This is a genomic window from Brevibacterium sp. FME17 (assembly GCF_014897515.1).
Lineage (GTDB): Bacteria > Actinomycetota > Actinomycetes > Actinomycetales > Brevibacteriaceae > Brevibacterium.
In genome coordinates, this window is sequence record NZ_JABUYD010000006.1 from 112,569 (window position 1) to 136,434 (window position 23,866).

General features: G+C 63.6%; 21 protein-coding genes. 4 read left to right on the forward strand and 17 right to left on the reverse strand.

Features of this window, described 5'->3' with window-relative positions; genetic code table 11:
* Positions 1-12 precede the first annotated feature (12 nt).
* The 11 genes from INT40_RS07920 to dcd all read right to left on the reverse strand — a co-directional run bounded on the left by INT40_RS07920 (position 13) and on the right by dcd (position 11,411).
* On the reverse strand, positions 13-705 hold the full coding sequence (locus INT40_RS07920) for a hypothetical protein (RefSeq protein WP_101571589.1): 693 nt from the start codon (positions 703-705) through the stop codon (positions 13-15).
* On the reverse strand, positions 705-2,081 hold the full coding sequence (locus tag INT40_RS07925; RefSeq protein ID WP_193071573.1) for a sensor histidine kinase: 1,377 nt from the start codon (positions 2,079-2,081) through the stop codon (positions 705-707). Before INT40_RS07925 ends, INT40_RS07920 begins: the two co-directional genes overlap by 1 nt.
* On the reverse strand, positions 2,078-2,830 hold the full coding sequence (locus INT40_RS07930; protein ID WP_101571593.1) for a response regulator transcription factor: 753 nt from the start codon (positions 2,828-2,830) through the stop codon (positions 2,078-2,080). The genes INT40_RS07925 and INT40_RS07930 overlap by 4 nt, the downstream gene beginning before the upstream one ends.
* Positions 2,820-3,215 carry a monovalent cation/H(+) antiporter subunit G gene (gene mnhG / locus INT40_RS07935; protein WP_101571595.1) on the reverse strand — a complete coding sequence of 132 codons (396 nt, stop codon included), beginning with the start codon at positions 3,213-3,215 and terminating at the stop codon, positions 2,820-2,822. Before mnhG ends, INT40_RS07930 begins: the two co-directional genes overlap by 11 nt.
* Positions 3,212-3,850 carry a monovalent cation/H+ antiporter complex subunit F gene (locus INT40_RS07940; RefSeq protein WP_101571597.1) on the reverse strand — a complete coding sequence of 213 codons (639 nt, stop codon included), beginning with the start codon at positions 3,848-3,850 and terminating at the stop codon, positions 3,212-3,214. Before INT40_RS07940 ends, mnhG begins: the two co-directional genes overlap by 4 nt.
* Positions 3,847-4,440 carry a Na+/H+ antiporter subunit E gene (locus tag INT40_RS07945; RefSeq protein ID WP_193071574.1) on the reverse strand — a complete coding sequence of 198 codons (594 nt, stop codon included), beginning with the start codon at positions 4,438-4,440 and terminating at the stop codon, positions 3,847-3,849. Before INT40_RS07945 ends, INT40_RS07940 begins: the two co-directional genes overlap by 4 nt.
* Positions 4,437-6,020, reverse strand: coding sequence for a Na+/H+ antiporter subunit D (locus INT40_RS07950; RefSeq protein ID WP_101571601.1), 1,584 nt, complete (start codon positions 6,018-6,020; stop codon positions 4,437-4,439). Before INT40_RS07950 ends, INT40_RS07945 begins: the two co-directional genes overlap by 4 nt.
* The gene (locus tag INT40_RS07955; RefSeq protein ID WP_193071575.1) at positions 6,017-6,556 is read right to left on the reverse strand and encodes a Na(+)/H(+) antiporter subunit C; all 540 of its coding nucleotides are present in this window, start codon (positions 6,554-6,556) and stop codon (positions 6,017-6,019) included. Before INT40_RS07955 ends, INT40_RS07950 begins: the two co-directional genes overlap by 4 nt.
* Positions 6,553-9,597 carry a Na+/H+ antiporter subunit A gene (locus INT40_RS07960; RefSeq protein WP_193071576.1) on the reverse strand — a complete coding sequence of 1,015 codons (3,045 nt, stop codon included), beginning with the start codon at positions 9,595-9,597 and terminating at the stop codon, positions 6,553-6,555. Before INT40_RS07960 ends, INT40_RS07955 begins: the two co-directional genes overlap by 4 nt.
* A 237-nt stretch (positions 9,598-9,834) precedes the next feature.
* Positions 9,835-10,836: a hypothetical protein gene (locus tag INT40_RS07965; RefSeq protein WP_193071577.1), complete on the reverse strand. Its 1,002-nt coding sequence runs from the start codon at positions 10,834-10,836 to the stop codon at positions 9,835-9,837.
* Entirely contained in the window at positions 10,833-11,411 is a 579-nt protein-coding gene (gene dcd / locus INT40_RS07970; protein WP_101571608.1) for a dCTP deaminase, read from the reverse strand. Before dcd ends, INT40_RS07965 begins: the two co-directional genes overlap by 4 nt.
* A gap of 384 nt (positions 11,412-11,795) precedes the next feature.
* Between dcd and INT40_RS21185 the strand changes: the two genes are divergently transcribed.
* From INT40_RS21185 to INT40_RS07985, 3 genes are all read left to right on the forward strand, one after another.
* Positions 11,796-13,097 (forward strand): LPXTG cell wall anchor domain-containing protein, encoded by a 1,302-nt coding sequence (locus tag INT40_RS21185; RefSeq protein WP_193095873.1) that lies wholly within the window; start codon positions 11,796-11,798, stop codon positions 13,095-13,097.
* A 96-nt stretch (positions 13,098-13,193) separates the two neighbouring features.
* A complete protein-coding gene (locus INT40_RS07980; protein ID WP_226830946.1) occupies positions 13,194-14,174 on the forward strand; it encodes an ABC transporter in 981 nt (326 codons plus the stop codon).
* 109 nt (positions 14,175-14,283) lie between these two features.
* Positions 14,284-15,243: a hypothetical protein gene (locus tag INT40_RS07985; RefSeq protein WP_193095875.1), complete on the forward strand. Its 960-nt coding sequence runs from the start codon at positions 14,284-14,286 to the stop codon at positions 15,241-15,243.
* Between the two features lie 9 nt (positions 15,244-15,252).
* Here INT40_RS07985 and INT40_RS07990 read toward each other — a convergent pair whose 3' ends face one another.
* The 4 genes from INT40_RS07990 to INT40_RS08005 all read right to left on the reverse strand — a co-directional run bounded on the left by INT40_RS07990 (position 15,253) and on the right by INT40_RS08005 (position 20,425).
* Positions 15,253-17,280: an NHL domain-containing thioredoxin family protein gene (locus INT40_RS07990; protein WP_193095876.1), complete on the reverse strand. Its 2,028-nt coding sequence runs from the start codon at positions 17,278-17,280 to the stop codon at positions 15,253-15,255.
* Between the two features lie 162 nt (positions 17,281-17,442).
* Positions 17,443-18,228: a heme ABC transporter ATP-binding protein gene (locus INT40_RS07995; RefSeq protein WP_096159537.1), complete on the reverse strand. Its 786-nt coding sequence runs from the start codon at positions 18,226-18,228 to the stop codon at positions 17,443-17,445.
* A gap of 20 nt (positions 18,229-18,248) precedes the next feature.
* The gene (locus tag INT40_RS08000) at positions 18,249-19,397 is read right to left on the reverse strand and encodes a FecCD family ABC transporter permease (RefSeq protein WP_257930125.1); all 1,149 of its coding nucleotides are present in this window, start codon (positions 19,395-19,397) and stop codon (positions 18,249-18,251) included.
* Positions 19,394-20,425 carry a heme/hemin ABC transporter substrate-binding protein gene (locus tag INT40_RS08005; protein ID WP_096159515.1) on the reverse strand — a complete coding sequence of 344 codons (1,032 nt, stop codon included), beginning with the start codon at positions 20,423-20,425 and terminating at the stop codon, positions 19,394-19,396. The genes INT40_RS08000 and INT40_RS08005 overlap by 4 nt, the downstream gene beginning before the upstream one ends.
* Positions 20,426-20,757: 332 nt before the next feature.
* Here INT40_RS08005 and INT40_RS08010 point away from each other — a divergent pair, with 332 nt between their 5' ends.
* Positions 20,758-22,041, forward strand: a complete 1,284-nt coding sequence (locus INT40_RS08010) for an alpha/beta hydrolase-fold protein (protein WP_096159516.1) — start codon at positions 20,758-20,760, stop codon at positions 22,039-22,041.
* Here the strand turns inward: INT40_RS08010 and INT40_RS08015 are convergent.
* Positions 22,038-22,772 carry a YggS family pyridoxal phosphate-dependent enzyme gene (locus INT40_RS08015; RefSeq protein ID WP_193095877.1) on the reverse strand — a complete coding sequence of 245 codons (735 nt, stop codon included), beginning with the start codon at positions 22,770-22,772 and terminating at the stop codon, positions 22,038-22,040. The genes INT40_RS08010 and INT40_RS08015 overlap by 4 nt on opposite strands.
* Before the next feature lie 113 nt (positions 22,773-22,885).
* A complete protein-coding gene (mmsB, locus tag INT40_RS08020; protein ID WP_374701023.1) occupies positions 22,886-23,842 on the reverse strand; it encodes a 3-hydroxyisobutyrate dehydrogenase in 957 nt (318 codons plus the stop codon).
* Positions 23,843-23,866: the final 24 nt, after the last annotated feature.

Consider the following 23,866-nt stretch of genomic DNA (forward strand, 5'->3'; position numbering starts at 1 on the left):
GCCGGGAAACGTCTATTTGAATCTCGGCGCGGGAACCTTCTCGTCGTCAATGGTGAGGGTGGGCAGCATCTGCTTGAACTCTTCCGCGGCCTCGGTGTTCGACTTCAGTGAGCGCATCTCGACCCCGATCTCGACGACGCGCCCATTCGTCTTGTATCCGATCCTGGCACCGTACATGACGGTCTGCTTCTTGTTGATCGCGACGATCTCCTGCGGGCCGAGTTCGCCCTGGAACGTCCAGTAATATCCGGCTGCCAAATTGCCTGTGCGCTGCGCGGTCACCGTGGATTTCGGCTCCGAGAAGGTGAATTTCTTCTTCGCGTCGACGATCGACTGTGGAGAGTCCTCATACCCTTTGGAGCAGGTGATGAGGACCGAGTCGCTCTCGATGGGGGTCTCGCCGCGGGAGAAGGAGTGGAATTCGTCGCCGGATGACCCCTCCGACCAGCCATCCGTCATCGCAATGCTGACGTCGACGGGGCATTCGGCGCCGAGGTTGCGCGAGACCTTCTTCATCCCATCGGGGATTCCGTCGTCAGCAGGTGCCGTGGTGGGGTTCTCTCCGACGTTCTTCTTCACAGCTACACGGACAGGACCCGAATCCCGTTCTGCGGTGCGGATCTGCAGGGCCGAGCAGCCGCTGAGGACGAGACTGAGCAGTGCAGCTCCGGCCACGACTGTTCGTACCTTCGCAGCGTGTCTCATCACCGTTCGTCCCTCGGCCGCAGATGACTACGGCTCTGAGGCTGCTCGGTCGAATGAGGCTGCTCGACCGAATCGGACTGCTGCATCGGTGGGTATTCTGGCGGTCGTTGAGGTTGTGGCGGATGGTTCTGCCAGGCCTGTTGTGGTCCCGACTGCGGACTGCTGGAGCCCGGGACAGGTCCCGACTGTGGCCCGGCGGGTCCTCGACCCGCCCCTGGGCCGGGTTTGAACTGAGAGTGCTGACCGGAGTCCTGCGGGAACCCTCCGCCGATTGATTCTCCCGTCGAACGGTGAACCAGATTGCCGTCGACGCGTTCGAGGCGTCGTTTCGAGGTTCTTCGCGGGGAGCCCAAAATCCGGCCCTGAAGCTCCGCCTCGTTGGGCTGCCGGGGCGGCAGGAACCCGGGCATCTGGCCCGAATCGGGAAGCTGCACGGGCTGGACCGGATGAGAACCGGCAGCGGCATGCCCGACCTGATCGACCATCGGCGGCACGGTCACCTGAGCGGCGTCGCCGAGGACCGGCAGCACCATGCGCACCGAGGTGCCCACACCCTCCTGGCTGAAGAGCTGCACGGAACCGCCGTGGCGGGTCACGATTGCTCTGACCAGTGAAAGCCCCATTCCGGAACCGGCCACCGCGCGGACACGGGAGCCGCGTGAGAGTTCGTCCCACACCTGCTCCTGCTCGGTCAGTGGAATGCCGCTGCCGGTGTCGGCGACCTCGACGACAACCCACCTGTGGCTGTCGATGATCTGCTCATTGGCACGCAGTTCGACGACCTCGGCCTGAGAGGAATACTTGAGCGCATTGCCCAGCAGGTTGAGAATCGCGGTCAGCAGCAGATCTTCCTCACCGGCGACATCGGGCAGACGCCAGGGGGCACGGGCGACAGTGGCCACGATCATGCGGTCTTCGGCCCCGGGCGCCGTCGATGCGTCGTCGACGGCCTGGTGGATGAGCCGATCGAGATCGACTCGGGAGTATTCGATGATGCGGGTCTCGACGTCGGCGAGCTTGCGCAGGTCTGCCAGGAGACGTGCGACTCGGCGTGAGGAGATGTCGACCTGTTTGGCAGCGGATTCGACCTCTTCGATCGAGCCGCCTTCGCGGACGACGTCGCGGATACTCGCGGCCGAGGTGCGCAGCGCGGTCAGTGGATTCTTCAGCTCATGGTCGAGACGAATGAGCATCCGGTTGCGCTTGGCAAGGGAATCCTCGCTCGCCGCTGCCTCGATCGATTCTCGCAGTGCGGCCTCACGTCTGCGCAGATGTCTCCAGGCGAAATACGCGCCGATGGCCAAACCGGCCAGCACGAGGAACAGCAGCAGGAGGAACAGCCAGATCTGGACCTCGAAGACCAGAAATTTCGTCATGGGGTCCTCTGACCGTCTTCGCCTCGGACCTCACCGACGAATCGGTAGCCGCGGCCCTGAACGGTGGCGATCCACCGCGGTTCGGCGGCGTCCTCACCGAGGACACGGCGCAGTTCGGCGACACGGGAATCCACCGCGCGGGTGCCCACGGCCTCTTCGAAGCCCCACAGGATCTCGAGCAGGCGGGAGCGTTCGATGAGTTCGTCCTTGTGGACCATCAGGTATTCCAACAGGGTGAAGCCCTTGGGCGTGATGACCAGTTCACGATTGCCCATCCAGGCGCGCCTGCCCACACGATCAAGGCGCAGTCCGAAGCTCGAAGCCAGCACCGGAGCTGTGGCCAGGGGTGGCCCGTCGCTGCGAGTCCGGCGCAGCACTGCGCGGATTCGGGCGACGAGCTCGTGCGGATCGAAAGGTTTGTTGAGGTAGTCGTCGGCGCCCTCTTCGAGCGCCATCGCCCGCTCGACGGCCTCTCCGACCTGAGTCAGCAGCAGAACCGGAACCCAGTTCTCCTCCTGGCGCAGCCGTCGCAGAACCTGTCTGCCGTCGGCACCTGGCATGAGGACGTCGAGGACGCAGACATCAGGATTGTGGCGGTGGATCTCGTCGAGGGCCAGCAGTCCGTCGCTGGCGGCGAGCACCCGAAAACCGGAGCGTTCAAGGAAGGGGACAACGGCGCCGAGCACATCGGGTTCGTCATCGGCGACCAGCACCAAGGGCTGGGGCTGCTGTTGATTGTCAACCGTCATTGGGGTCCGTTCCGGTTCCTCTTCTGCGTTCCCACGCGAGTTCTCTGGCCTCTGCTCGATCGACAGCCTCGGCGAGCTCATCTCGATACAGCATAGAACGACGCAGGTGTTTGGTGCGATAACCGGCGCGCCCCACCATATGCGTGGCCACGGGAATGGTGACGAGCTGGAAGGAGATGATGATCGCCAACGTGGTCACTGTCGACCATGTCGGGTACTGGATCCCGATCGCCACAGCCACCATCAACAACCCCAGGACCTGAGGTTTTGCACTGGCGTGCATGCGAGACAGAAGGTCGCCGAAGCGCAGCAGACCGAGCGCGGCGGCCAAGGACAGCACCCCGCCGAGGAGGATGAGCGCTGCGGAGATGATGTCGAGGATCATCTGCTTCCCCCTTCCTCTTCTTCGGGTTCGGGTCCCGTGCGGTCACCGTCGTCGGAGTCGTCTGGTCCCGGGTCGGGCCCTATGCCCAGGCCCTCACCTTCGGCGTCGGGATCGGTTCCCTGGTCGAGGCCCACCGTCACGGGCTCTTCGTCGTCGTGCACGGTGACGGCGTCGGGGCCATCAGCGACGTCGGAGATTCCGCGGGCCACGTCATCGGGCCACTCCTCCCCGCCATCGGCTTCGGTTGGCTGGCCGGTGGTGCTTCCGGTTTCGGTCTGGCTGCCATCGGCTGATTCCTGGGGCATATGCCAGTCGGAGCTGGTGAAGTCGCTGAGTGAGCCCACCTCGGCGCCGGGTGTCATGGAATCGGACTTGGATACGTACCGGGAGACGCTGACGGATCCGACGAACCCGAGCATCGCCAACACGATGAGCACGGGCAGAAGGTCCGTGCGACCCGACAGCGCCATGAACCCGCCCAGACCGCACATGATGGAGGCCAGCACAACGTCAGTGGCAATCATGCGGTCAAGGATCGAGGGTCCGCGGATGATGCGATAAAGGGCCATGACCGCCGAGGCGGCCAGCAGCACCGAGGCCACGACGACGAGGGTGTCGAGCACGATCTGACTCATCGGACATCTCCGTATTCGTCGGCGATCGGGTCGGGGTTGACCTTCAGCGCAGCGAGATCACGGTGAGAGCCGAGAGCCAGGATGAGCAGCCGCTCGATGTGATAGACCTGCGCTTTGGCAGAGATGATCTTCTCCTTGGAATCACAGTCGAGAACGTGCAGATACAAGACCCCCATCGCCCTGTCGCTGTCGATGATGATCGACCCGGGGATCAGACTGGCGGTATCGGCCACGAGCGTCATCAGCAGATCCGAACTCGTGCGCAGGTCACAGGCGATGACCGAACCGGCACCTACCGCGCGAGGACGAAAGGCGAACCAGGCGACCTCGACAGAGGCGTGGATGAGTGAGTACAGGAACCACAGTCCGTAGTTGAGGGCGTGGATGATGTTGAACCGACCGGAGAGCACCACCGGGGGCAGGTAGAAGACACGGGTCACAACCAGGGCGAGGATGATGCCCGAGAGGATGTGCATGAGTGACACGGAGTCCCAGAGCATCACCCACAGCACCACGAGGAAGAACACCAGCACGAGCTGCTGGACGAAGCTGCGTCCCTTCGTCATCCGCGGAGGCCGATTCGTGCTCATGAGCCATCACCGCCCAACACATCCGTCACATAGTTGACCGGCGACTGCAGATTTCCCGCAGCACGGTCGGACAGATCCCACAGGGGACCGGCGAAGACTGTGAGGATAATCGAGGCGACGACCACGACCGTGGTGGCTGCGAACATCGATCCCGGCACCCCGATCTGTGACTTCCAGGGCTTGCCCGCGAGCTTGGCCTTCTTGCGTTCGGCGAACTCGGCCACGAGTTCCTCGTTCGGCTCCTCCGCGTCCGCGGGGTCGCGCCAGAAGGCCAGGTTGAAGGTACGCCCGATGACGTAGAGGGTCAGCAGGCTGGTCACCGTACCGGCGACGATGAGCGAGACAGCGAGCCAGTCGTGATCGGCGAAACCGGCGGCGAAGAGCGCAACCTTGCCGATGAACCCGGAGAACGGCGGGATGCCTGAGAGGTTGAGGGCAGGGATGAAGAAGATGATCGACAATGCCGGTGAGAGCACCATGAGCCCACCCAGGGACCTCGTCGAAGTCGACCCACCTCGCATTTCGACCATACCTATGGCCAGGAACAGCGCGGTTTGGACGATGATGTGGTGGACCGTGTAGTAGATGGCGGCGGAGAGTCCGACAGTGGTCCCCAGAGCCACACCGAAGAGCATATAGCCGATGTGGGAGACGAGGGTGAAGGACACAATCCGCTTGATCTCCGACTGGGCGATCGCGCCTAAGATTCCGACCACCATCGTCAATGCCGCGGCTATCAGAAGAGGCACTCGCAGGGAGGACTCGGCAAACAGGAGCGTCTCGGTCCGGATGATCGCATAGATGCCGACCTTCGTCAGCAGTCCCGCGAACACGGCGGTCACCGGGGCCGGAGCGGTCGGATAGGAGTCGGGCAGCCAGAAGGACAGCGGGAAGATCGCGGCCTTGATTCCGAAGCCGATGAGCAGGAGGACATGCAGAATCATCTGCACATCCGGCGGCAGCTCGCTCAGTCTCTCAGAGAGCTGCGCGATGTTCACTGTTCCGGTCGCCGAGTAGATGACGCCGATCGCTGCCAGGAAGATGACCGATGAGACGAGCGAGACGACGACGTAGGTCACGCCCGCCCGGATGCGCTCTGCCGTAGCACCCAAGGTCAGCAGCACGTAGGAGGCGACGAGGAACATTTCGAAGCCGACGTAGAGGTTGAACAGGTCACCAGCAAGGAAGGCGTTTGCGACACCCGCGCACAGCACCAGATAGCTGGGGTTGAACACGGAGATCGGGGTCTCGTTCGAGTCGTCGTTGGCGTCCTGGCTGAGTGCGTAGATGAGCACACACAGGGTGACCAGCGAGGAGACGACGAGCATGAGCGAGGAGAGCCTGTCGGCGACGAGCACGATTCCTGCCGGCGGTTCCCACCCGCCGATCGCCACGACCTGCGGGCCGTTGGCATCGATGCCGAAGAGCATGACGAGCGAGATGACCATGACCGCACTCAAGATCAGGATCGACACGATGTTCTGAGCGCGGGAGTGCTTCGACAGCACCAGCGCCAGTCCCGCACCGATGAGGGGCAAGAGGACGGGCAAGGGCACAAGCACAGGAAGGAGATCGATCATTTCTTCTCCTCCGTCGTGGTTCCCTTGGAACCTTCTTCGCTGCTGCCCTCGCCTGCGTCGCGTTCTTTGGGGGTGCCGTCGTCGTCGAGGTCGATGGCGCCGGTGATCGGGCTCTCGGCCTCATCACCGAATTCGGTGTCGTCGTAGTCCGTGCTCGCCTCCGCCTCGGAGTCGATCATCTTCGTGATCGCCACCTGCAGGTCGGCGGTGTCGTCCTGCAGCGAATCGGCTCGCACCAAGCGCCAGGAGCGGTAGATCATGGCGAGCAGGAACGCGGTGACCGCGAATGTGATGACGATGGCGGTGAGGATGAGTGCCTGTGGCAGCGGATCGGACATGCCTTCTGTGGACAGGTTCTCCCCGTCGGTCAACGGCGGATTTCCTGTGCCGGCGGTGAGGATGATGAGGAGGTTGACGCCGTTGCCGAGGAGGATGAACCCCAGCAGCACGCGGGTCAGTGAGCGTTCGAGCATGAGGTAGATGCCGCTGGCGAAGAGGACTCCCATCGCCAGGACCATGATGAAGGGCAAAGTCATAGCCGTCCCCCTTCGGCGCCGTTGTCCACGTCGAGGTGATTGACCCGGTCGAGGATCGACGAGACGGCTTCGTGCTCGGCCTCGACGCTGAAGGTCTCCGAGAGGTTGTATGACTGGTTGAGTCGTTTGGTCAGCATCATTTCGTCGCGCTCCTGGTGCAGGTCCACCTCGGCGCCCAAGGATCTGAGGATGTCGAGCATGAGTCCCACGACGATGAGGTAGACGCCGATGTCGAAGAACGTCGAAGTTCCGAACGACAGGTGCCCGAGCACCGGAATATCGCCTTCGAGGTAGACGGACCTGAACACGGTGTCGCCCCAGATCCACCCGCCGATGCCAGTGAGTACGGCCATGATCATGCCGGTTCCCAGCATGCTCGAGGGGGTGAAGCGGGCCGCCTCGGCGAGTTCGAACTTGCCGCCGGCGAGATAGCGCACGACCAGTGCCAGACCGGCTACGAGGCCACCGGCGAAACCGCCGCCGGGTTCGTTGTGACCGGCGAAGAGAAGGTAGAGGGAGAAGATGAGGACGGCGTGGAAGACCAGGCGGGCGGTGACCTCGAGGATGATGGACCGGTTGCGTGGTGCCAGTGTGCGTCCGGCGATGAGCCAGGAGACTCGACGCTGCGTCACGTCTTCGCGTTGGGGGTCGCGGAAGTAGCCGATCTCCTCGGGGACCGGCTGGAAGCGCACACGTCCCTGCAGTTCGGTGCCGTCACGGCGGGAGACGAAACGATGGAGGTGTCCTTCACGGCCGCGCACGAAGATCAGTCCGGCGATGCCGGTTCCGGCAGCGACGAGGACCGAGATTTCACCGAGGGTGTCCCAGACGCGGATGTCAACGAGGGTCACGTTGACGATGTTCTGGCCGTGGCCGATCTCGTAGGCGAGCTGGCCGAAGTCCACGGACACCGGGTCGCTGATGCGCACGCCGGCGGCGATGAGCACGACGAACATCATGGTCACGCCGACCGCGGCGCCGATGATGGCGCGCCACGCCGGAGTGAAGCGGCCGGTGCTCTGACCGATCCGGGCAGGCAGACGGCGCAAGACGAGGACGAAGACGACGATGGTGATGGTCTCGACGAGAACCTGGGTCAGCGCCAGGTCCGGGGCTCCGACGAATGCGAAGTAGGCGACCATCGCATAGCCGGAGATTCCGGTGACGACCACAGCGGTGAAGCGCTTCTTGGCGCGGGTCGCTGCCACCGCGACGATGATGAGGACTGCGGCGACGATGAAGTCGAGCGGGGTGTCGAAGAGTTTGAAATCGATGTTCCAGGTGTCATTTGTGATCACGGCCAGGCCGATGCCCGCCACGAGGACGAGGTAGATCACGCTCTGATAGAACGGCAGCGAACCGCGCTGGGTGCGGGAGGTGACCCACAAGGCCAGCTTCTCCATCCAGCTGATCAGCTTGCTGTAGAGGTCGTGGAAGTCGAGGCCCGAGGGCAGAGTCGACTGGACCTTGGCGAACGAGTCGCGGACGAAGAAGAGTCCGAGGCCCGTTGCGATCGTGACTGCTGACAGAGCCAGAGCCGGTTCGAGTCCGTGCCAGATTGCCAGGTGGTAGTCGCCGTCGCCGGGGTCGATGGCCGGCAGCGTCGAGGTCCAGGCTCCGAAGTAGCCGTCGATGAGTCCGACCGCCGGGCCCAACACCACGGTGAGCACGGTGAGCATGACCGGGGAGATGATCAGGGTGATCTTCTCATCGCGGCGGGCGATGTCGTCGACACCCTCTTTGCTTGAGAACGCACCCCAGACGAAGCGTGCCGAGTAGGCCACGGTGAGCATCGATCCGATCATGACGCCGATCAGCGCGATGATCGAAGCTTTGTCACCTGAGGCGAGGAGGGTCGAATAGACGGCTTCCTTAGCCGCGAAGCCCAGCAGCGGGGGCAGACCGGACATCGATGCCGCGGCGATCGTGGCGCAGACGGCGACGACCGGGAACGCTTTCCAACCTCCGGAGAGCTTCGTCAGGTCACGTGTGCCGGCACGGTGGTCGATGATGCCCACACACAGGAACAGACAGGCCTTGAACAGGGCATGGGCGATGAGCATCGCCAGGGCGGCCTTGGTGATGTCGGGAGAGCCGAAGGAGGCCATCGTCGTGAGGAATCCGAGCTGGGAGACCGTGCCGAAGGCAAGCAGGAGTTTGAGGTCGGTCTGTTTGAGGGCCTGCCAACCGCCGATGAACATCGTGAGCAGACCCAGGGTCAGCAGGGTCTCTGACCAACCGGGCAGCGCGTGGTAGCCCGGAGCCAGGCGCAGGATGAGGTAGATTCCGGCTTTGACCATCGCCGCCGCGTGCAGGTAGGCGCTGACCGGGGTCGGTGCGGCCATGGCACCGGGGAGCCAGAAGTGGAAAGGAATCAGCGCGGACTTCGACACCGCTCCGACGAGGATGAGGATTACGGCTGTGACGATGACCGGTCCGGTGTCCAGACCGAGGCTCGCGCGCTCCATGAGGGTCGAGATCTGACTTGTTCCAGTCGCTGAGGTCAGCAGAATCATGCCCACGAGCATGGCCAGTCCACCGGCAGTGGTGACGATGAGGGCCTGCAGCGCGGCCTGGCGGGAGCGGCGGCGGGATTGGCTGTGGCCGATGAGCAGGTAGGAGAAGACCGTCGTGCCTTCCCAGAACAGGTAGAGCATGAGGAGCTCATCGGCGAGGACGAGTCCGTACATCATTCCGGCGAAGGCCATGAAGACTGCAGAGAACCGGGCCAGTCCGGGCTCATCCGGCGGGAAGTAGCGGGCGCAGTATACGAAGACGAGGGCACCGACGCCGGTGACCAGGAGACTCATGATCCAGGAGAGTTCGTCGAGGCGGAAGATGCCGTCGAGACCGAGTGCCGGCAACCAGCCCATGCTCTCGACCCACGGCCCGCCTGCTGTCCCGAAGATATCGGGGACCTTTGCGAGGGTGAGGATCAGCCCAGCGAACGGCACCAGGGCAAGAAGGAAGAACCCGTTGCGACCGAGGCGTTTGACCAGTGGGTACGCAATGACAGCAGCCCCGAAAAAGGCTCCTGTCATGACTATCACCGGCGGACACCTCCGTCATTTATATAATCTGCCCGAATGCAGTGCTTGCAAGTATTTTCTCACGACACACTACGTATCTCCCAATCAATGGAGCGGTTGGCGACCGTCATATTGAACACTATTCGTGCAGATTCCCCACGAACACGGTGAACATTCCCGTGCAGATTTCGTTGCAGAAACCTGCGGCAGCTCGCGCACGAGGCTGGGTCGGCTACGGAGCGGGCTGATTCAGCTGCGGAGTTGGCTGCTCGTGACGAGGAAGCCGGTTTCGTCCAGGCCGGTGCCGTCACAGCCGATGAGCAGTTCCGCTCCGATGCTGTCGACGAGGCTGGCCACCTGGTTGCGCATCCGCCGGAAGCGCCGAGTCTGGGCCGGCTGATAGCGCTTCGACTCGGCATCCATCCAATGCAGGTGATATTCGATGAGAGGCATCTGAAGATGCTTGGCAATGATCGGCGGCACCCAGTCAGCCTCGGACACACGAACTTCGAGGATGCCAGCTGCCTCGTGGATGTCCCCGAGCGGGACGAGGAGGGAGTAGCCGTCGAGGATGACCGGCGCCGAAGCGTCGAAGAGAGGATCGTCGATCGCAGCCTGGGCAAGGACCGCCTCATCGGGCGTCGGAAGCGCCTGCTGGAAGGCATGCGGGGCGTGCTTGCGCACAAGCGACAGTGCCACATCAGGCTCGAGCCAATAGGGCGAATAGAGGTAGAGATCGATCTTCGCCTCCGGATCGGGCACGATGACCCGAGTCGGCAGGCCATCTTCGTCTGCGAGGCGAATGCCTGTGTGCAGGCGTGATGCCACGGCCAGGATGAGGCTGAGCATCCGCTCCTCTTCCCTATCGGGCAGACCCCGGGGAAACGCCTTATGCAGTCCGTCGGCGTCGCTGAACCAATCCGGCGGCGGTACCGGTTCACGGTCCCGGGGGCAGTCGATGACAACCGCGTGATGAGCCCAGTCGGGCAACTCGAGCGCGGCGATCGCAGACTCGTCGAGGTCGACGCCCTCACTGAGACGCGAATGTCGGCTCAACCTCAGCTGGCCGTTGTCGTCCAGGCGGGGAGCAAGGTCGGGCAGCCGGTTGTGCACGAGCGCGAGCACATCGGAGACCTCGACCTGTTCATCGAGGAGAAGCAGATGGAAACCGCGCAGGTCCGCCGAGACATCCGTGTCATTGACACGCTCGGCCCCCTCACGCTGCATCCGCAGCTCTCGGCGAGTGGTCACATGTCCCTCCGGAAGAAGTTCAGATGCGAACGGGAAGCTGTGGGGCCCTGCTGTCCCTGATACCGGTTGCCGGTGGCCTGGGAGCCGTAGGGGTTGAGGGCGGCCGAACTGAGACGGAAGAAGCAGAGCTGGCCGATCTTCATCCCCGGCCACAGGGTGATGGGCAGAGTCGCGACGTTGGAGAGCTCCAGAGTGACATGACCATTGAATCCGGGATCGATGAAGCCGGCAGTGGAGTGGGTCAGCAGCCCGAGCCGCCCCAGCGATGACTTGCCCTCCAGACGTGCCGCGACATCATCGGGCAGAGTGACGAGCTCGTGCGTCGCGGCGAGCACGAATTCGCCCGGATGCAGCACGAAGGGCTCTCCCGGTGCAGCTTCGACGAAGCGGGTGAGCTCGGGCTGATCGAGGCTCGGGTCGATGACAGGGTATTTGTGGTTGTCGAAGAGACGGAAATAGCGGTCCAGGCACACATCGACGCTGGCGGGCTGGATCAGAGAAGGGTCATAGGGGTCGAGGGCGATGCGTCCGGAGTCGAGCTCGGCGCGAATGTCGCGATCGGAAAGGAGAGTCACATTTCCGATGGTAGTCGCCCGGGGCTCAGGAGTGCAGTGATCGGGGCTCCAGAGGGGGCGAAAAATCTCACAGCCGCCGCAACACGCCGCAATTTGGTAACGAAACCGTAACAATCCCCGCTGTTTTTGCTGGTTTTCTCCCGTGTGTCTCCCCAAAGGGGACCGTGAATGCCTTAGAGTTAGGAGCTGTACGAACCCGCGCACGATGGTGCCTTCCTCTTCTTAAGCCAAGGAATGCCGGGAGTTCCATCGCCTTTCGTGGGTTGACAACAATCGAAAGGCATTACTGTGAAGACCTCGCGTCTTGTGCTTGCCCCCGCAGTAGCCGTTGCATTGACAGGTCTTGCTGGCGCTCCCGCGTTCGCAGCGACAGAGTCCGCTACGGTGCCGGCAGCAAGTAATCTCTGTGCATATGACGATGCACAGCAGTCTGACGACCCCGAAACCGACTCCAAGGTTCCCGACAGCTCGGACCCACAGGCGACTCTGTCAGATGCACAGGTGACCCGGGCCGATATCGCGGACCGCAAAAAGGGCATCGGATTCTCCGGCACCGGCTTCACCCCCGATGACAAGGCGACCGTCACGGTCGTCGGCACCGATGGATCCAAGTACTCGCCGAAGACGAAGCTCACCGTCGACGATAAGGGCAAGGTGTCCGGCACCTACTTCTTCTCCGTCACGGACGACGCCAAGGTTCCTGCGGGCAACTACTCGCTTTACCTCACCGATGAGAAGACCGAGAAGGACTCCTCGAAGGTGTCCTTCGAGGTCGTGCCCAGCGCTTCAGACGTCGACGACAAGGCCAAGGGCGACGATTGCACCTCTGCAACCGGTCCTGCTCCAACCCCGTCGGAGACCAAGACGGAGGACCCATCCGAGAGCGCAAAGCCGACTCCGTCTGAGACCAAGTCGGACGAGCCGAGCGAGAAGCCTTCTGAGACCAAGAGGGCCAAGGAGACGCCGGCCGCACCGAAGCCTTCTGAGACCAAGTCCGAAGAGCCGACTGAGTCCGAGACGCCCGAGCCCACGGACACCGACGACAAGTCGAAGGCCAAAGCTGACGAGACCACGGAGGCACCAGCTCCCACCGAGTCTGAGGCTCCAGAGTCCGAGGCTCCGGAAACCGCGGACGCGACCGAGGCAGCGCCTTCGGAGACAACCGCTCCGGCCAGCCCCGGAACCGATGAGGGTGAGAAGAAGGCCGCGGCCACCGCGACCCAGGCGCTCATCATCGATCCGACCGAGATCAGCTCCGAGGACTTCCTCGACGAGGGCATCAAACTCGGCATCACCGGTGCACAGCCAGGTGAGAAGATCACGATCACGGTCGAGCATGCCCAGGGCAAGGTCGATCGCTACACGATGACCAAGGAAGCTGATTCTGAGGGCAAGGCGACCTTCGGAGTGCAGGCGAAGGTCAAGGCTGTTCTGGGAACCTACAATGTTCGTGCCCAGGCGGACAGCTTCGACAAGCCACAGGGCGGCAGCTTCACCGTCGTCACCAACGGCACCTCGGTCGATGAAGGCGGAGCCAACGGCAGCGACAGTGGCAGCGACCTGCCCCGCACCGGTGCTGAAATGACCGGATTGGCCCTCGGCGTCGGACTCCTCGTCGTCGGTGCCGCAGCTGTCGTCATCACTCGTCGGCGGATGACCGCCTCCGACGATCCTGCGGAGTTCTAAGGTCCGTTGAACGATGAATTGTCCCTAGCGGGGCTGCACCTCGGAAGACACCAGATCGATCTCGGTCGTCTCCGAGCAGGGACAATGCTCGGTCTCATGGGCAGCACGGACAGCACCACTGAGGTGGTGCTGTCCGTTGCTGCGCGCTCCGACGTCGCACCTCCACCGCAGTTCCCGACCGGTCTCCGGTCGGGGCGAACTCGTGTGCGCAGCTGGGTCAGAAAGTATCTTCGCGAAGCCAATGCCGGATCTGGGGAGGCGGCATTGGCTCAGGCGTACACGGAGTTCGGGGTCAAACCCGAAACACTGAAGTCCCGGCTCGGCGAACTCGATGCCAGTGAATATGCGAAACTCGGCTTGGCTGCGGCGTGGGCGAGCGGTTCGACATGGTTGACCTTCATCGACCCCTTCGCATCCGTCCCCGGCCATTTGCGTGCCGGCCTGCGCGGCCGCTTGGCCGATCTGGCCGCAGCACACGGCCGCGGGATCGTCTTCACCTCGAATACGCTGACCGATTTCACCGTCGCCGAGGCGGGGACGGCCAATATCGAAAAAGGTGAGCTCGTCGCGTTCGGCACTCTGGAACAGGTCGTCACGGAACCTCGGGGCTCCCTGCCGGCCGAACTCAGCGGTGTCAATGTCTATTCCGGGTTGGCGCGCAAGGGCTGGCTGTCGATCGGTCACTCCGCGGTCAAGGCGCGAACAGAACTCGACGGGAAGGTCTTCGTCACGCTGGGGTGGCGCAGTGCGCTCCTATCATTGGACGAACACGACCCGGCGTTCACCTCGGCGACGGTGTTCGAAGCCATTGTGATCGGACTCCGCGATCGCGGATCCTGCCTGCAGGCGAAACTCTCGCCGGTGGATACGGAGATGGGACTCGCCCTCGACGTGGACCTGGCCGACGTGGCCGGGGTCTCCGGTAGCTCTGGTAGTTCCGGGGGTGGGGGTGGATTCGGAGTCCTGCACCCCAGCCTCGGCGAATCGATCGCCTCACTGCGCGCCAACGTCAAAATCGGCACCCATGTCTTCGTCGAGGTCGACACCTCGGCGCTGCACGCGTATTCGGTGGAATAACCCCTGCCACTCCACTGTCCCGTGTGTCCGCACTGCTCATGGCCTCAAGTTGCGGGCAATTGGCATTAAACTGAAATCCCCTCCATCCCCCACCGATTCAGGAGAATCAATGCGAACTTCGCGCAAACTTCTGATTTCGGCGCTTCTGGTCATCGTCCTCACTGTGGCCGCGGTTCCCCTCCTCAACCTCACCGTCTACACACCTGCCCGCGCCGCTGAAGCCTATATTTCGGCAATCGAGCATGCCGATGCCGAGCGCGCGTTCTCTTACCTCTCCTCCCCCACCCCGTCATCGACTCTGGCACTCAATCATGATGTGCTCTCTGCCGCTCCAGACCTGCCGCGCGATGCCGAGGCGAAGACGGTCTCGATAGACGACGACCATGCGAAGGTCTCACTGAGCTATGTGCTGTCCTCGCAGACGCAGACCGTGGACCTGTCCATGGTGAAATTGCCGGCGGCTGCCGGGCTCTTCGACAGGTGGGTCATCGAGCAGAAGAAGTGGCCGACCCTTGATCTGCAGGTCGAAGGCTCGTCGACTGCCACTGTCAACGGGTACGGAGTCGCCGCCGGAACGGTCCCCGTGCTGTTCCCGGCGACCTACCTCGTCGGCTTCGATGCGACCTATCTCAAGTCGAAGCCCGAACGCGCCGAGGTGATCGCACCGACCGACACCGCCCAGATCGCGCTGTCGCCCGAGCCCACTGCGAAGCTGGAGCAGGCTGTCAACAAACAGGTCAGCGAGCATCTGCACAAGTGTGTGAAGGCGAAGACTCTGTACCCCTCGGACTGTGTGTTCGGCTACGACACGGACAACGAGATCCTCGGTGATGTGAAGTGGTCGCTGGTACGTGAACCCCGGGTCAGCCTGGCCGCCTCGGGCAATGACCTCGAGCTCACTCCCTCAACGGTGGAGGTGCGCATCCAGGGACGCTACCGCGACATCGTCACAGCGGCCGAGCATGACTTCGACGAAACCCTCTCCTTCGTCATGGGAGGTTCTGTCATCGTCAAGTCCTCACAGGTCCGCTTCGATCCGCGTCGCCTCGGCGACGTCACCGTGAAGTAGCGGCGAGTCTCAGGCTCCGCGGAGGTCGAGGGTGAGTTCAGCGGGGGCGGAGGCGACGAGGTCGACTGGAATGCCCCAGTCCTGCTGGTAGAGATGGCATGCCGCGTGCAATGGAATCTCTCCGCCTGGTTCGCCGTCGCAGGCGGCAGCGCGTGCGGTCACGTGCAGGACCCCTGATGCAAGTTCAGGGTTGATGACGATGTCGCGCTTGAGACCTTCCGCTCCTCCGTCGCCGGAGACGATGAGCTCTGGAGGTGTCGACGAAACCTGCAGATACGTAGGATCACCCCACCGGTCATCAAGCTTCTGACCTGCTGGAACAGTGAAGCTCACGGTCACGGACACTGGGCCCGACGCGATCTCGGTCGAAGGGCGATTGCTGGTGAGCGCACCCTCGTCGACGCGCTGAGCATCCTTGGGCAGCTTCACTCTCGTCAGGGCGTGTGAGGCGGACTCGACGATGAGGAGTTCGGCTTCAGCGGCTTCGGTGCCGTCGGTCGATTCGGCGGCTGAGGCGGCTGAGGCGGCTGAGGCGGCTGAGGCGGCTTCGAGGACGAAGATGTCGGAAGGTTCGCGCAGGCCACGGGCCAGGGTCGAGACCTCGTTCGTGGTGAAGTCGTAGCGGCGGATCGCCCCGTTGTAGGTGTCGGCGATCGCAATCGAACCATCAGGCAGTCTCCGCACCCCAAGGGGATGCTGCAGCCTGGCTTCGGCTGCGGGTCCGTCGCGGAATCCGAAGTCGAAGAGTCCCTCGCCGATGAGCGTGGACACGGCTCCGGTGTTCGGGTCGAGGCGGCGGATCGCAGACGTCTCAGAGTCGGCGATGAACACATCACCGTCGGAGCTGAGGTCAAGGCCCGATGTCTGCGCGAACCACGCGTTCTCAGAGTCGCCGTCGGCCAGGCCTTCGTTCATGGTGCCCGAGAGCAGGCGGATCGCCCCGGCTTCGGGGTCGAACGACCAGATGGTGTGGTTGCCTGCCATCGCCACAACCACCTCGGCGGTGGAAGGGACGAAGAGGACATCCCACGGCGAGGAGAGCTTCACGTCGAGAGCGGGACCGTCGTAGCGGCCGAGTTCACCGTAGGTGCCGACCACGTTGTCGATCGCGCCGACCATATGCTGCGCACCGGTGCCGGCGATCGTCGTCACGGTTTCGGTCTCGAGGTTGATGCCGCGCAGCGTGTGATTGACGGTGTCGGCGACGACGAGGTGATAGCCGGCCTTCGCCGCCACATCATCGGGGAGGACGGTGATGCCGCCGGGTTCGCTGAAACTCGCCGAGGTGAGATCGCCGTCGTCCGCTCCGCGTTCACCGGTGCCGATGCGGCGGATGATCGTCTGTCCGCTGGAATCGTATTCGACGAGGCTGTGGTGTCCCGAATCGGCGACGAGCAGGTTGCCTGAGGGCAGTGCGGTGACTTTCCCGGGGTAGAACAGCTCGGTCTCCGGCGCTGGTGGCGGCACGTATGGTCCGTCGCCGGAGTGCAGTGTGCCCTTCGCCGAGTGCTCTTCGATGAGCCCCTCGATGATCTCACCGAGCCCTGCGCCGTGGCCTTCACCCGACAGGGTCGCAACCAGGTAGCCCTCGGGGTCGATGACGGCCAATGTGGGCCAGGCCCGGGCGGTGTAGGCCTGCCAGGTGACGAGGTCCGGGTCGTCGAGGACGAGGTGTTCGACCTGGTAGCGCTCGACGGCCTGATCGACGGCCTCGACTGTGCGCTCGAACTCGAACTTCGGGGAGTGGACGCCGACGATGACGAGTTCCTGTGCGTACTTCTCCTCGAGCGGGCGCAGCTCGTCCAGCACGTGCAGACAGTTGATGCAGCAGAAGGTCCAGAAATCGAGCAGGATCACCTTGCCGCGCAAGTCGGCCAGGCTCAGCTCCTTGCCTCCGGAATTCATCCATCGGCGGCCGATGAGTTCAGGTGCGCGCACCTTGACGACGTGGGGCGCGGCGGACTTCGACGCGGTGGACGATGATGCAGCGGAGGGATCTCCCGCCGAGGCTGCGGTTTCCTGCGGACTGTTAGTCATGCCTCCATCTTCACAGATTCACCGCCGAGGCGGGAGTCCGGGTGTCATCATGTGACCTTCCGTCGCGGCCCGGGATGGCGCGCCTCCGCGCTTTGTGGGTTCCGCGGGGCTCCGCACGTTTCAAACCGGAGCTTCGCACACCTCGGGTCTGGGCTTCGCACGTCACACGGGGATGAGGATCGGGGTGTCGATTCCTTCGGCTTTCAGCCTGCGCACGCGCTGGCCGTAGACCTCCTCGACGAGTTCCTCGCTCAACGCCTCTTCCGGTACTCCATCGGCGACGAGTTCTCCATTGCCGAAGACGAGCACTCGGTCCGCATATCTCAGAGCGAGATTGAGGTCGTGGAGGACCACGATGATGGCCGCTCCCTCATCTCGCAGATTCCTGACCGATCGCAGCAGGGTCTCCTGGTGTTTGAGATCGAGGGCCGCGGTGGGTTCGTCGAGGAAGATGACGGGCGTCGTCTGCACTCTCGTCCGGGCATAGGAGACACGAGCGGCCTCGCCACCGGACAGCGTCGTGATATCCCGGGTTTCGAAACCGGCGAGATCAGAGTCCTCGATCGCCTCGGCGACCAGCTCCTCGTCGCGCACAGGGTCGACGCCCCAGGGCAGACGCCCCATATGCACGGCTTCTCTCACACTGAACGAGAAGTTCGAACTGTTGTGCTGGAGCATGACCGATCGCTTCCTCGCCAGGGGTCCTGGCTTCCACGAACGAACGTCGATGCCCGAGATCTCCACCCTGCCCTGCGTCGGCGCGACATCTCCGGCCAGCAGGGACAGCATCGTTGATTTTCCAGCACCGTTGGGCCCGACGAGAGCCACGACTTCCCCGGCCCGCAGGCTGAACGAGATTCCGGAGACGAGCTCACGACCGTCGACGGCAAAGGTCACATCCTCTGTTCGGATGACAACCTCGGCGGTGGGGTCCTCTGCTTCCTTCATCACTTCTCTCATCATCTTCGTCACCATGAGCTTTTCCGCATTCGCACGACCAGGAACAGGAAGAAGGGCGCACCGACGGCCGCGGTGAAGAGTCCGATGGGCACCTCGGCCGGCGGGGCCACAACGCGGGAAGCGCAGTCGGCGGCGACGATGAGGATCGATCCGACGATCGCCGAGATCGGGAGCAGTCCTCGGTGGCCGGGGCCGACGATGATGCGCACGATGTGCGGAACGACGAGCCCGACGAAGCCGATAGCACCGGCGAAGGCGACCGCCGCACCCGTGAGCAGTGCGGTCGCGACGATGATGACGAGGCGGCTCCGTTTGACGTTGAGACCCAGGTGCTGGGCTTCGCGTTCCCCAAGTGTGAGCACGTCGAGAGCGCGGGTGCTGATGAGCAGAATGGCCAACCCGATGACGAAGATCGGCACGGTCGCCGCTATCTGCGCCCAGGTGACCTTGCTCAGCGAGCCCATCTGCCAGAACGTCAGCGTCTGCAGCTGCGCATCATCGGCGATGAACGTGAAGAAGCCGGTCAGCGCCTGGCATCCGGACCCCACGGCGATACCGACGAGCAGCATGCGCGAGGTTCCGGTGTTGCGACCGGGCCGAGCGAGGACGTAGATCAGGCCGGTGACCGCGAGACCGGCGAGGAAGGCGCCGAGAGGCAGCAGCCAGGTGATGGAGCTGCCGGCGAGCACGATGACGCCGACCGCGCCCGCCGAGGCTCCGCCGCTGACCCCGATGATGCCGGGGTCGGCGAGCGGGTTGTTGAATAGGCTCTGCAGAGCGGCACCGGAGATCGCCAGCGCCGCGCCGACCAAGACGCCCATGAGCACGCGGGGGACGCGCAGCTGCCACACGACCGAGACGTCGCGCTGGCTGAGGTCCCCACCGTCGACGAGTCCCAGCTGGGCGAACACGATCCGGGCGACGTCGCCGAGCGGTATGCGCAGCGGACCGACCGACGCCGAGATGGTCATGAGCAGAGCCAGAACGGCCAGGCCGATGACCACACAGGTCAGAAGCGGCAGCCGTCGCACATCATGACGCCTCTCCGACTTCTTGTCTGCGCGCCTCTCGGCTTTCTGGTCTGTGCGCTGACCGGGTTCAGCAGTGCCACGATGATCCTTCGTGACACTGCTGTGCTCGGAGACTGACCGAGTCACGGAAGCTTCGCGACGGCCTTGGCGAGAGCCTGGGCTCCGACGCCGATTTCGGGGCTGGAATACTTCAGCTGGGCATCGGGCATGACGAAGATCGCGGAGTTCTCTCCGGCAGGGGTCTGCTGGAGCGTCGGGAATGCCTCCCAGAGACCCTCCTCACCGCCCCACTTCTCGTAGTCGGATTCGGCCATGACGATGACGTCGGGCGCAGAGGAGACGATTCCCTCGTTGCTGAATTCGCGGGAGTATCCGCGCAGCTTCGACTCCGACCCGACGCTCGTGTAGCCGAGGGTCTCGATCATCTCATTGCCCGGCGTTCCGGTGCCCGCCACTGCGTTCTGCCCGCCTGCACCATTGGCCGTGACCTCGATGACGGACAGATCCTGCTTATCGGATTCCTTGGCCATCGTGGCGGCATCGGCAAGCTGGTCGTCAACGAGTTCGGCCAGTTCCTCACCGGCGTCTTCGGCTCCCACATAGGAAGCAACGGCCTTGAGCTTGTCTCCCTGCGACTGCTGATCATCCATGACGACAGCTTCGGTGCCGGCGTCACGGAACTGCTCGGCGACCGAGCCATGACGCTTGGTGTTGTCGCCGATGAAGAGGGTGCCGTTCATCGCGAGCAGTCCCTCGACTCCCGTTTCCTTCGTGAATTCGAAGTGCTCCGGCGCCCCAAGCCCCTCCGGGGACGTCGAGTTCTCGGGTGCGGCGGCGATGTTGTCCTTGAGGCCGAGCGCTCCGAGAGTGGAGGCGACCCCGTCCCCGGCGACGATGATCTTGTCGATGTCCTTGACCTCGACCTCGGTGTCCGTGCCGTCCTTGACCTTCGCCGGCAGCTTCGGCTCCGCCTCGATCGAGGAGAAGTCGCTTGTTCCCCCGACCTTTTCCCAGCCTTCCGGAAGGGGGACAGAGAGGTCTGAGCCCGAATCCGCCTCGTCGGAGGTGTCATTCGTGGCTCCGGAGCTGGCCCCTCCACAGCCGGCGAGTGCGAGGGCACAAGCGGCACCGATGATCGTCAAGCTCTTTTTCATTGCTCTCCTTGGTACAGCCGCGATCTCTTCCGAGATCCCGGGCGACGTTGTCGTGGTTCCGTTCAGGGTGAAGCCATTCAGGGTGCTCGTGGGTCTGCCAGCCATCGCGATGGAGCGGTGCAGAGAACTCGACCGGCGACTGAGTCCACCCAGCACGTCAAGAATCCGATGAGCTTCTATGTCGGTAAGCCTAACCTAATCCCTTAGACTAGCAATGTTGTCAGCAGTCCTGTCCAGCGCGGAACCTCGAGGTCCGCAATGCGATACTCACCCGGCTGCTCGGACGATACCGTCCACACCTGCCCAGAAGGACCATCTGCAAGGATTCATTCGTGCGCTTCACAGACATTCAGGCCGCCTATTTTGGGGCCGACACCGGGATCGCCAGCGCTTCTGCCGACAGCGAGGAGCGATTCTGGAATGACGTCGCCACGCTCGGCACCCCCATAGTCAACCCGTGTGAGACCGACGAAGATATGCGGGATATCACATTCCTCTACCGCGTCACCGACCCCGAGATCCGCAGTGTGAGACTCGTGGCCAATCGGGTAACCGACAAACACCGTCAGGCACTGGGCATCATGAGCCGCGTGCCCGGCACGGGAATCTGGGGCGTGACCCTGACCTTGCCCGCCGATCTCCGCTGTTCCTACGGTTTCAGCCCCTCGACCTCGGACATGCCAGAGCCGATGGGCACGGGGCGGAATGTCGGGCCGTCGGTATTCGTCGATGGATTCAACGCCGATGCGCCCCTGCGCAGGCCGAACGTGTCCGAGCCCACCGTCGGGACCTCCGTGTTCTCCGGGCCCCTGGCACCCGATCACAGCATGTGGTCCTCCGCCGAGGCGGCCCCCGGATTCGTAACTACTTCCGTTCGCGAGATCGGTGGGATCACCTGCCCGGTGCACGTCTATACGCCCGACACGAAGCGGCCGGAGGGTCTGCTCGTCCTCTTCGACGGCGACGACTGGTTCGAAGGGCTCGATGTGGCCCGCGCCTGCGAAGCGGCCGGTCTGCCGCCGATCGTGATCATCGGCATCGGCGCCCGAAGCCGCGCGCTGCGGGTCGGCGCTCTTGGAGGCAACCGGGAGTTCCTCAAGCAGGTGACAGATGAGCTGCTGCCACAGATCGAGGATGATCTGGGGCAGCAGGGCTATGCGCTGCCCGACCGCTCGCAGCGGATCGTTGGAGGTCAGAGCCTGGGCGGGCTGTCGGCCCTGCTCATGGCACTCGACTCCCCCACAGCTGTCGGTGCAGTCCTCGCACATTCATCGTCGCTCTGGTGGCATCCGGGAGGCGAGGCAAGCCCGGCCGATCTCAACCGACTCAACACCGACACCTGGCTGACGTGCCAGTTCTCAGAGGCGAAGCGCCCCGAGGTGGAGTTCCACCTCGCCGTCGGCAGCCGAGAGGACCTCATGATCGATCACACGCGCCGACTCGCTGAGGTGCTCAGCAATAAGGGGTGCGAGACGTCGCTGTCTGTCTATCAGGGCGGTCACGACTTTGCCTGTTGGCGCGGGGCGCTCATCGACGGCTTGCGAGCCCACTTCCGCCAGAAGGCGCAGAGTCCCAGCGGTAGTGACGGCCGTGCCTTGAAGCCGCGTCAGGATTAGTCGCGGGCTCCGAAGACGCTCGAACCGACGCGGACCATGGTGGCGCCTTCGGCGATGGCGAGTTCGAAGTCGCTGCTCATCCCCATGGAGAGTTCGCTCGCTTCGGCGGGCATGACGCCCGAGGTGAGGAGCTTCTCGCTGAGTTCACGGAGTTCGGTGTAGCTGGGACGGATCTCTTCGGGCGTCCGCCCGGGAAGACCGATCGTCATGAGTCCGCGCAATCTCATCCGGGTGAACCCACGAAGTTCGGAGATGAGTGCCTCAGCATCCTCGGGCGCGATCCCGGACTTCGAGTCCTCACGCGAGGTGTTGACCTGCACGAAGCAGTCAATGGTCTGATCGAGGACGTCCAGTCGATTGCTGATCTTCGTCGCAAGCTCAAGAGTGTCGACGGATTGGATGCAGTGCGCATGGCGCAGTGTGTGATTGACCTTGTTCTTCTGCAGGGGGCCGATGAGATGCGCCTGATGGTCCAGATCCGCAATGTCATCGGCCTTGCTCACCAGCTCCTGCACCTTGTTCTCCCCGATGAGCGTGAAGCCGTGCTCGATGGCGACGCGGATCCTCTCTGCCGGTTGAGTCTTGGTCGCGAGCAGCACGCGCACGTCATCACGTGCTCGTCCGCTCGCCTCGGCGGCGGTCGCTGTGCGTTCGGCAACCTCGTCAAGGTTGTCTCTGATAGACGCGATCGCGTCCTCGGTCAGTGATGCAGGTGTGTCTGAAGAACTCATGCTTCCAGTCTTCCACGTCCCTGCGCAGCCTGCAGGCCCGGGTGGACTGCCGACCGTGGGAGCGGTCGACTGAGAACCCGGAGTCTGCGAGCCATGAGGTCGCGTTGCAGCATCTACTCGGGCAGGCCCGGGGCCTTCGGATCGATGTTCCTGATCAGCGCCGAGGTGTCGAGGCCGTCGAAGCCCTCGTCCATGAGCTTCTGCAGCTGAGCGTGGACGAGCTGCGCGGCCGGCAGGTCGAGGCCCTGCGTTTCGGCACCGGCGAGGGCGAGCCCAACATCCTTGTGCATGAGTGCAGTGGCGAAGCCGGGCTGGAACGAGTTGTTCGAGGCTGCGGTCTCGGTCACGCCGGGCACGGGGTACCAGGTGCGCAGCGGCCAGGAGTCTCCGGAGGAGACTGTTGCGATGTCGTAGAAGACCTTCGGGTCAAGCCCGAAACGTTCGGCGAGCACTGCACCTTCGACAACGCCCTGCAGACTGATCGAGAGCATCATGTTGTTGACGATCTTGGCGGCCTGACCAGCGGCCTCTCCACCGGCGTGGAACATGTTGCCGGCCATCGGCTCGATGAAGGACTTCGCCTCGGCGACATCCTCATCGGTTCCGCCGAGCATGAAGGTCAGAGTCCCAGCTTCGGCGCCGGTGACGCCGCCGGAGACCGGACCATCGACGAAGCGGAAGCCGGCCTTGGCTGCCTCGGAGTGCAGGGCGCGGGCGGAGTCGAAGTCGATGGTCGAGGAATCCACGAGGAGGGTCTTCCTGTCAGCATTGGCCAGCACGCCGTTGGGCTCCAGGTATGCGGTGCGGGCGTGCTCACCCTTCGGCAGCATTGTGAAGACGATGTCGGCGCCGGCGACCGCCTCGGCGATCGAGCCCACGGCAGTGACACCGTGTTCAGCTGCCGCGGCGACGGCCTCTGGCACGAGATCGAAACCATTCACAGTGTGACCGGCCTTCACCAGATTCGCGGTCATCGGACGACCCATGTTTCCCAGGCCGACCCATCCAATTGTCGACATAATATGCCTCCTCGCATCATGTTCTTCAGGTGGTGCAGTGTTTCCCCTCACATTACGCCAGTCGCTGAGGCAACA

Coding starts and splice junctions, on each gene's coding strand:
- INT40_RS07920 (WP_101571589.1), bottom strand. CDS start 705: ATGAGACACGCTGCGAAGGTACGAACAGTCGTGGCCGGAGCTGCACTG.
- INT40_RS07925 (WP_193071573.1), bottom strand. CDS start 2,081: ATGACGAAATTTCTGGTCTTCGAGGTCCAGATCTGGCTGTTCCTCCTG.
- INT40_RS07930 (WP_101571593.1), bottom strand. CDS start 2,830: ATGACGGTTGACAATCAACAGCAGCCCCAGCCCTTGGTGCTGGTCGCC.
- mnhG (WP_101571595.1), bottom strand. CDS start 3,215: ATGATCCTCGACATCATCTCCGCAGCGCTCATCCTCCTCGGCGGGGTG.
- INT40_RS07940 (WP_101571597.1), bottom strand. CDS start 3,850: ATGAGTCAGATCGTGCTCGACACCCTCGTCGTCGTGGCCTCGGTGCTG.
- INT40_RS07945 (WP_193071574.1), bottom strand. CDS start 4,440: ATGAGCACGAATCGGCCTCCGCGGATGACGAAGGGACGCAGCTTCGTC.
- INT40_RS07950 (WP_101571601.1), bottom strand. CDS start 6,020: ATGATCGATCTCCTTCCTGTGCTTGTGCCCTTGCCCGTCCTCTTGCCC.
- INT40_RS07955 (WP_193071575.1), bottom strand. CDS start 6,556: ATGACTTTGCCCTTCATCATGGTCCTGGCGATGGGAGTCCTCTTCGCC.
- INT40_RS07960 (WP_193071576.1), bottom strand. CDS start 9,597: ATGACAGGAGCCTTTTTCGGGGCTGCTGTCATTGCGTACCCACTGGTC.
- INT40_RS07980 (WP_226830946.1), top strand. CDS start 13,194: ATGGGCAGCACGGACAGCACCACTGAGGTGGTGCTGTCCGTTGCTGCG.
- INT40_RS07985 (WP_193095875.1), top strand. CDS start 14,284: ATGCGAACTTCGCGCAAACTTCTGATTTCGGCGCTTCTGGTCATCGTC.
- INT40_RS07990 (WP_193095876.1), bottom strand. CDS start 17,280: ATGACTAACAGTCCGCAGGAAACCGCAGCCTCGGCGGGAGATCCCTCC.
- INT40_RS07995 (WP_096159537.1), bottom strand. CDS start 18,228: ATGAAGGAAGCAGAGGACCCCACCGCCGAGGTTGTCATCCGAACAGAG.
- INT40_RS08005 (WP_096159515.1), bottom strand. CDS start 20,425: ATGAAAAAGAGCTTGACGATCATCGGTGCCGCTTGTGCCCTCGCACTC.
- INT40_RS08015 (WP_193095877.1), bottom strand. CDS start 22,772: ATGAGTTCTTCAGACACACCTGCATCACTGACCGAGGACGCGATCGCG.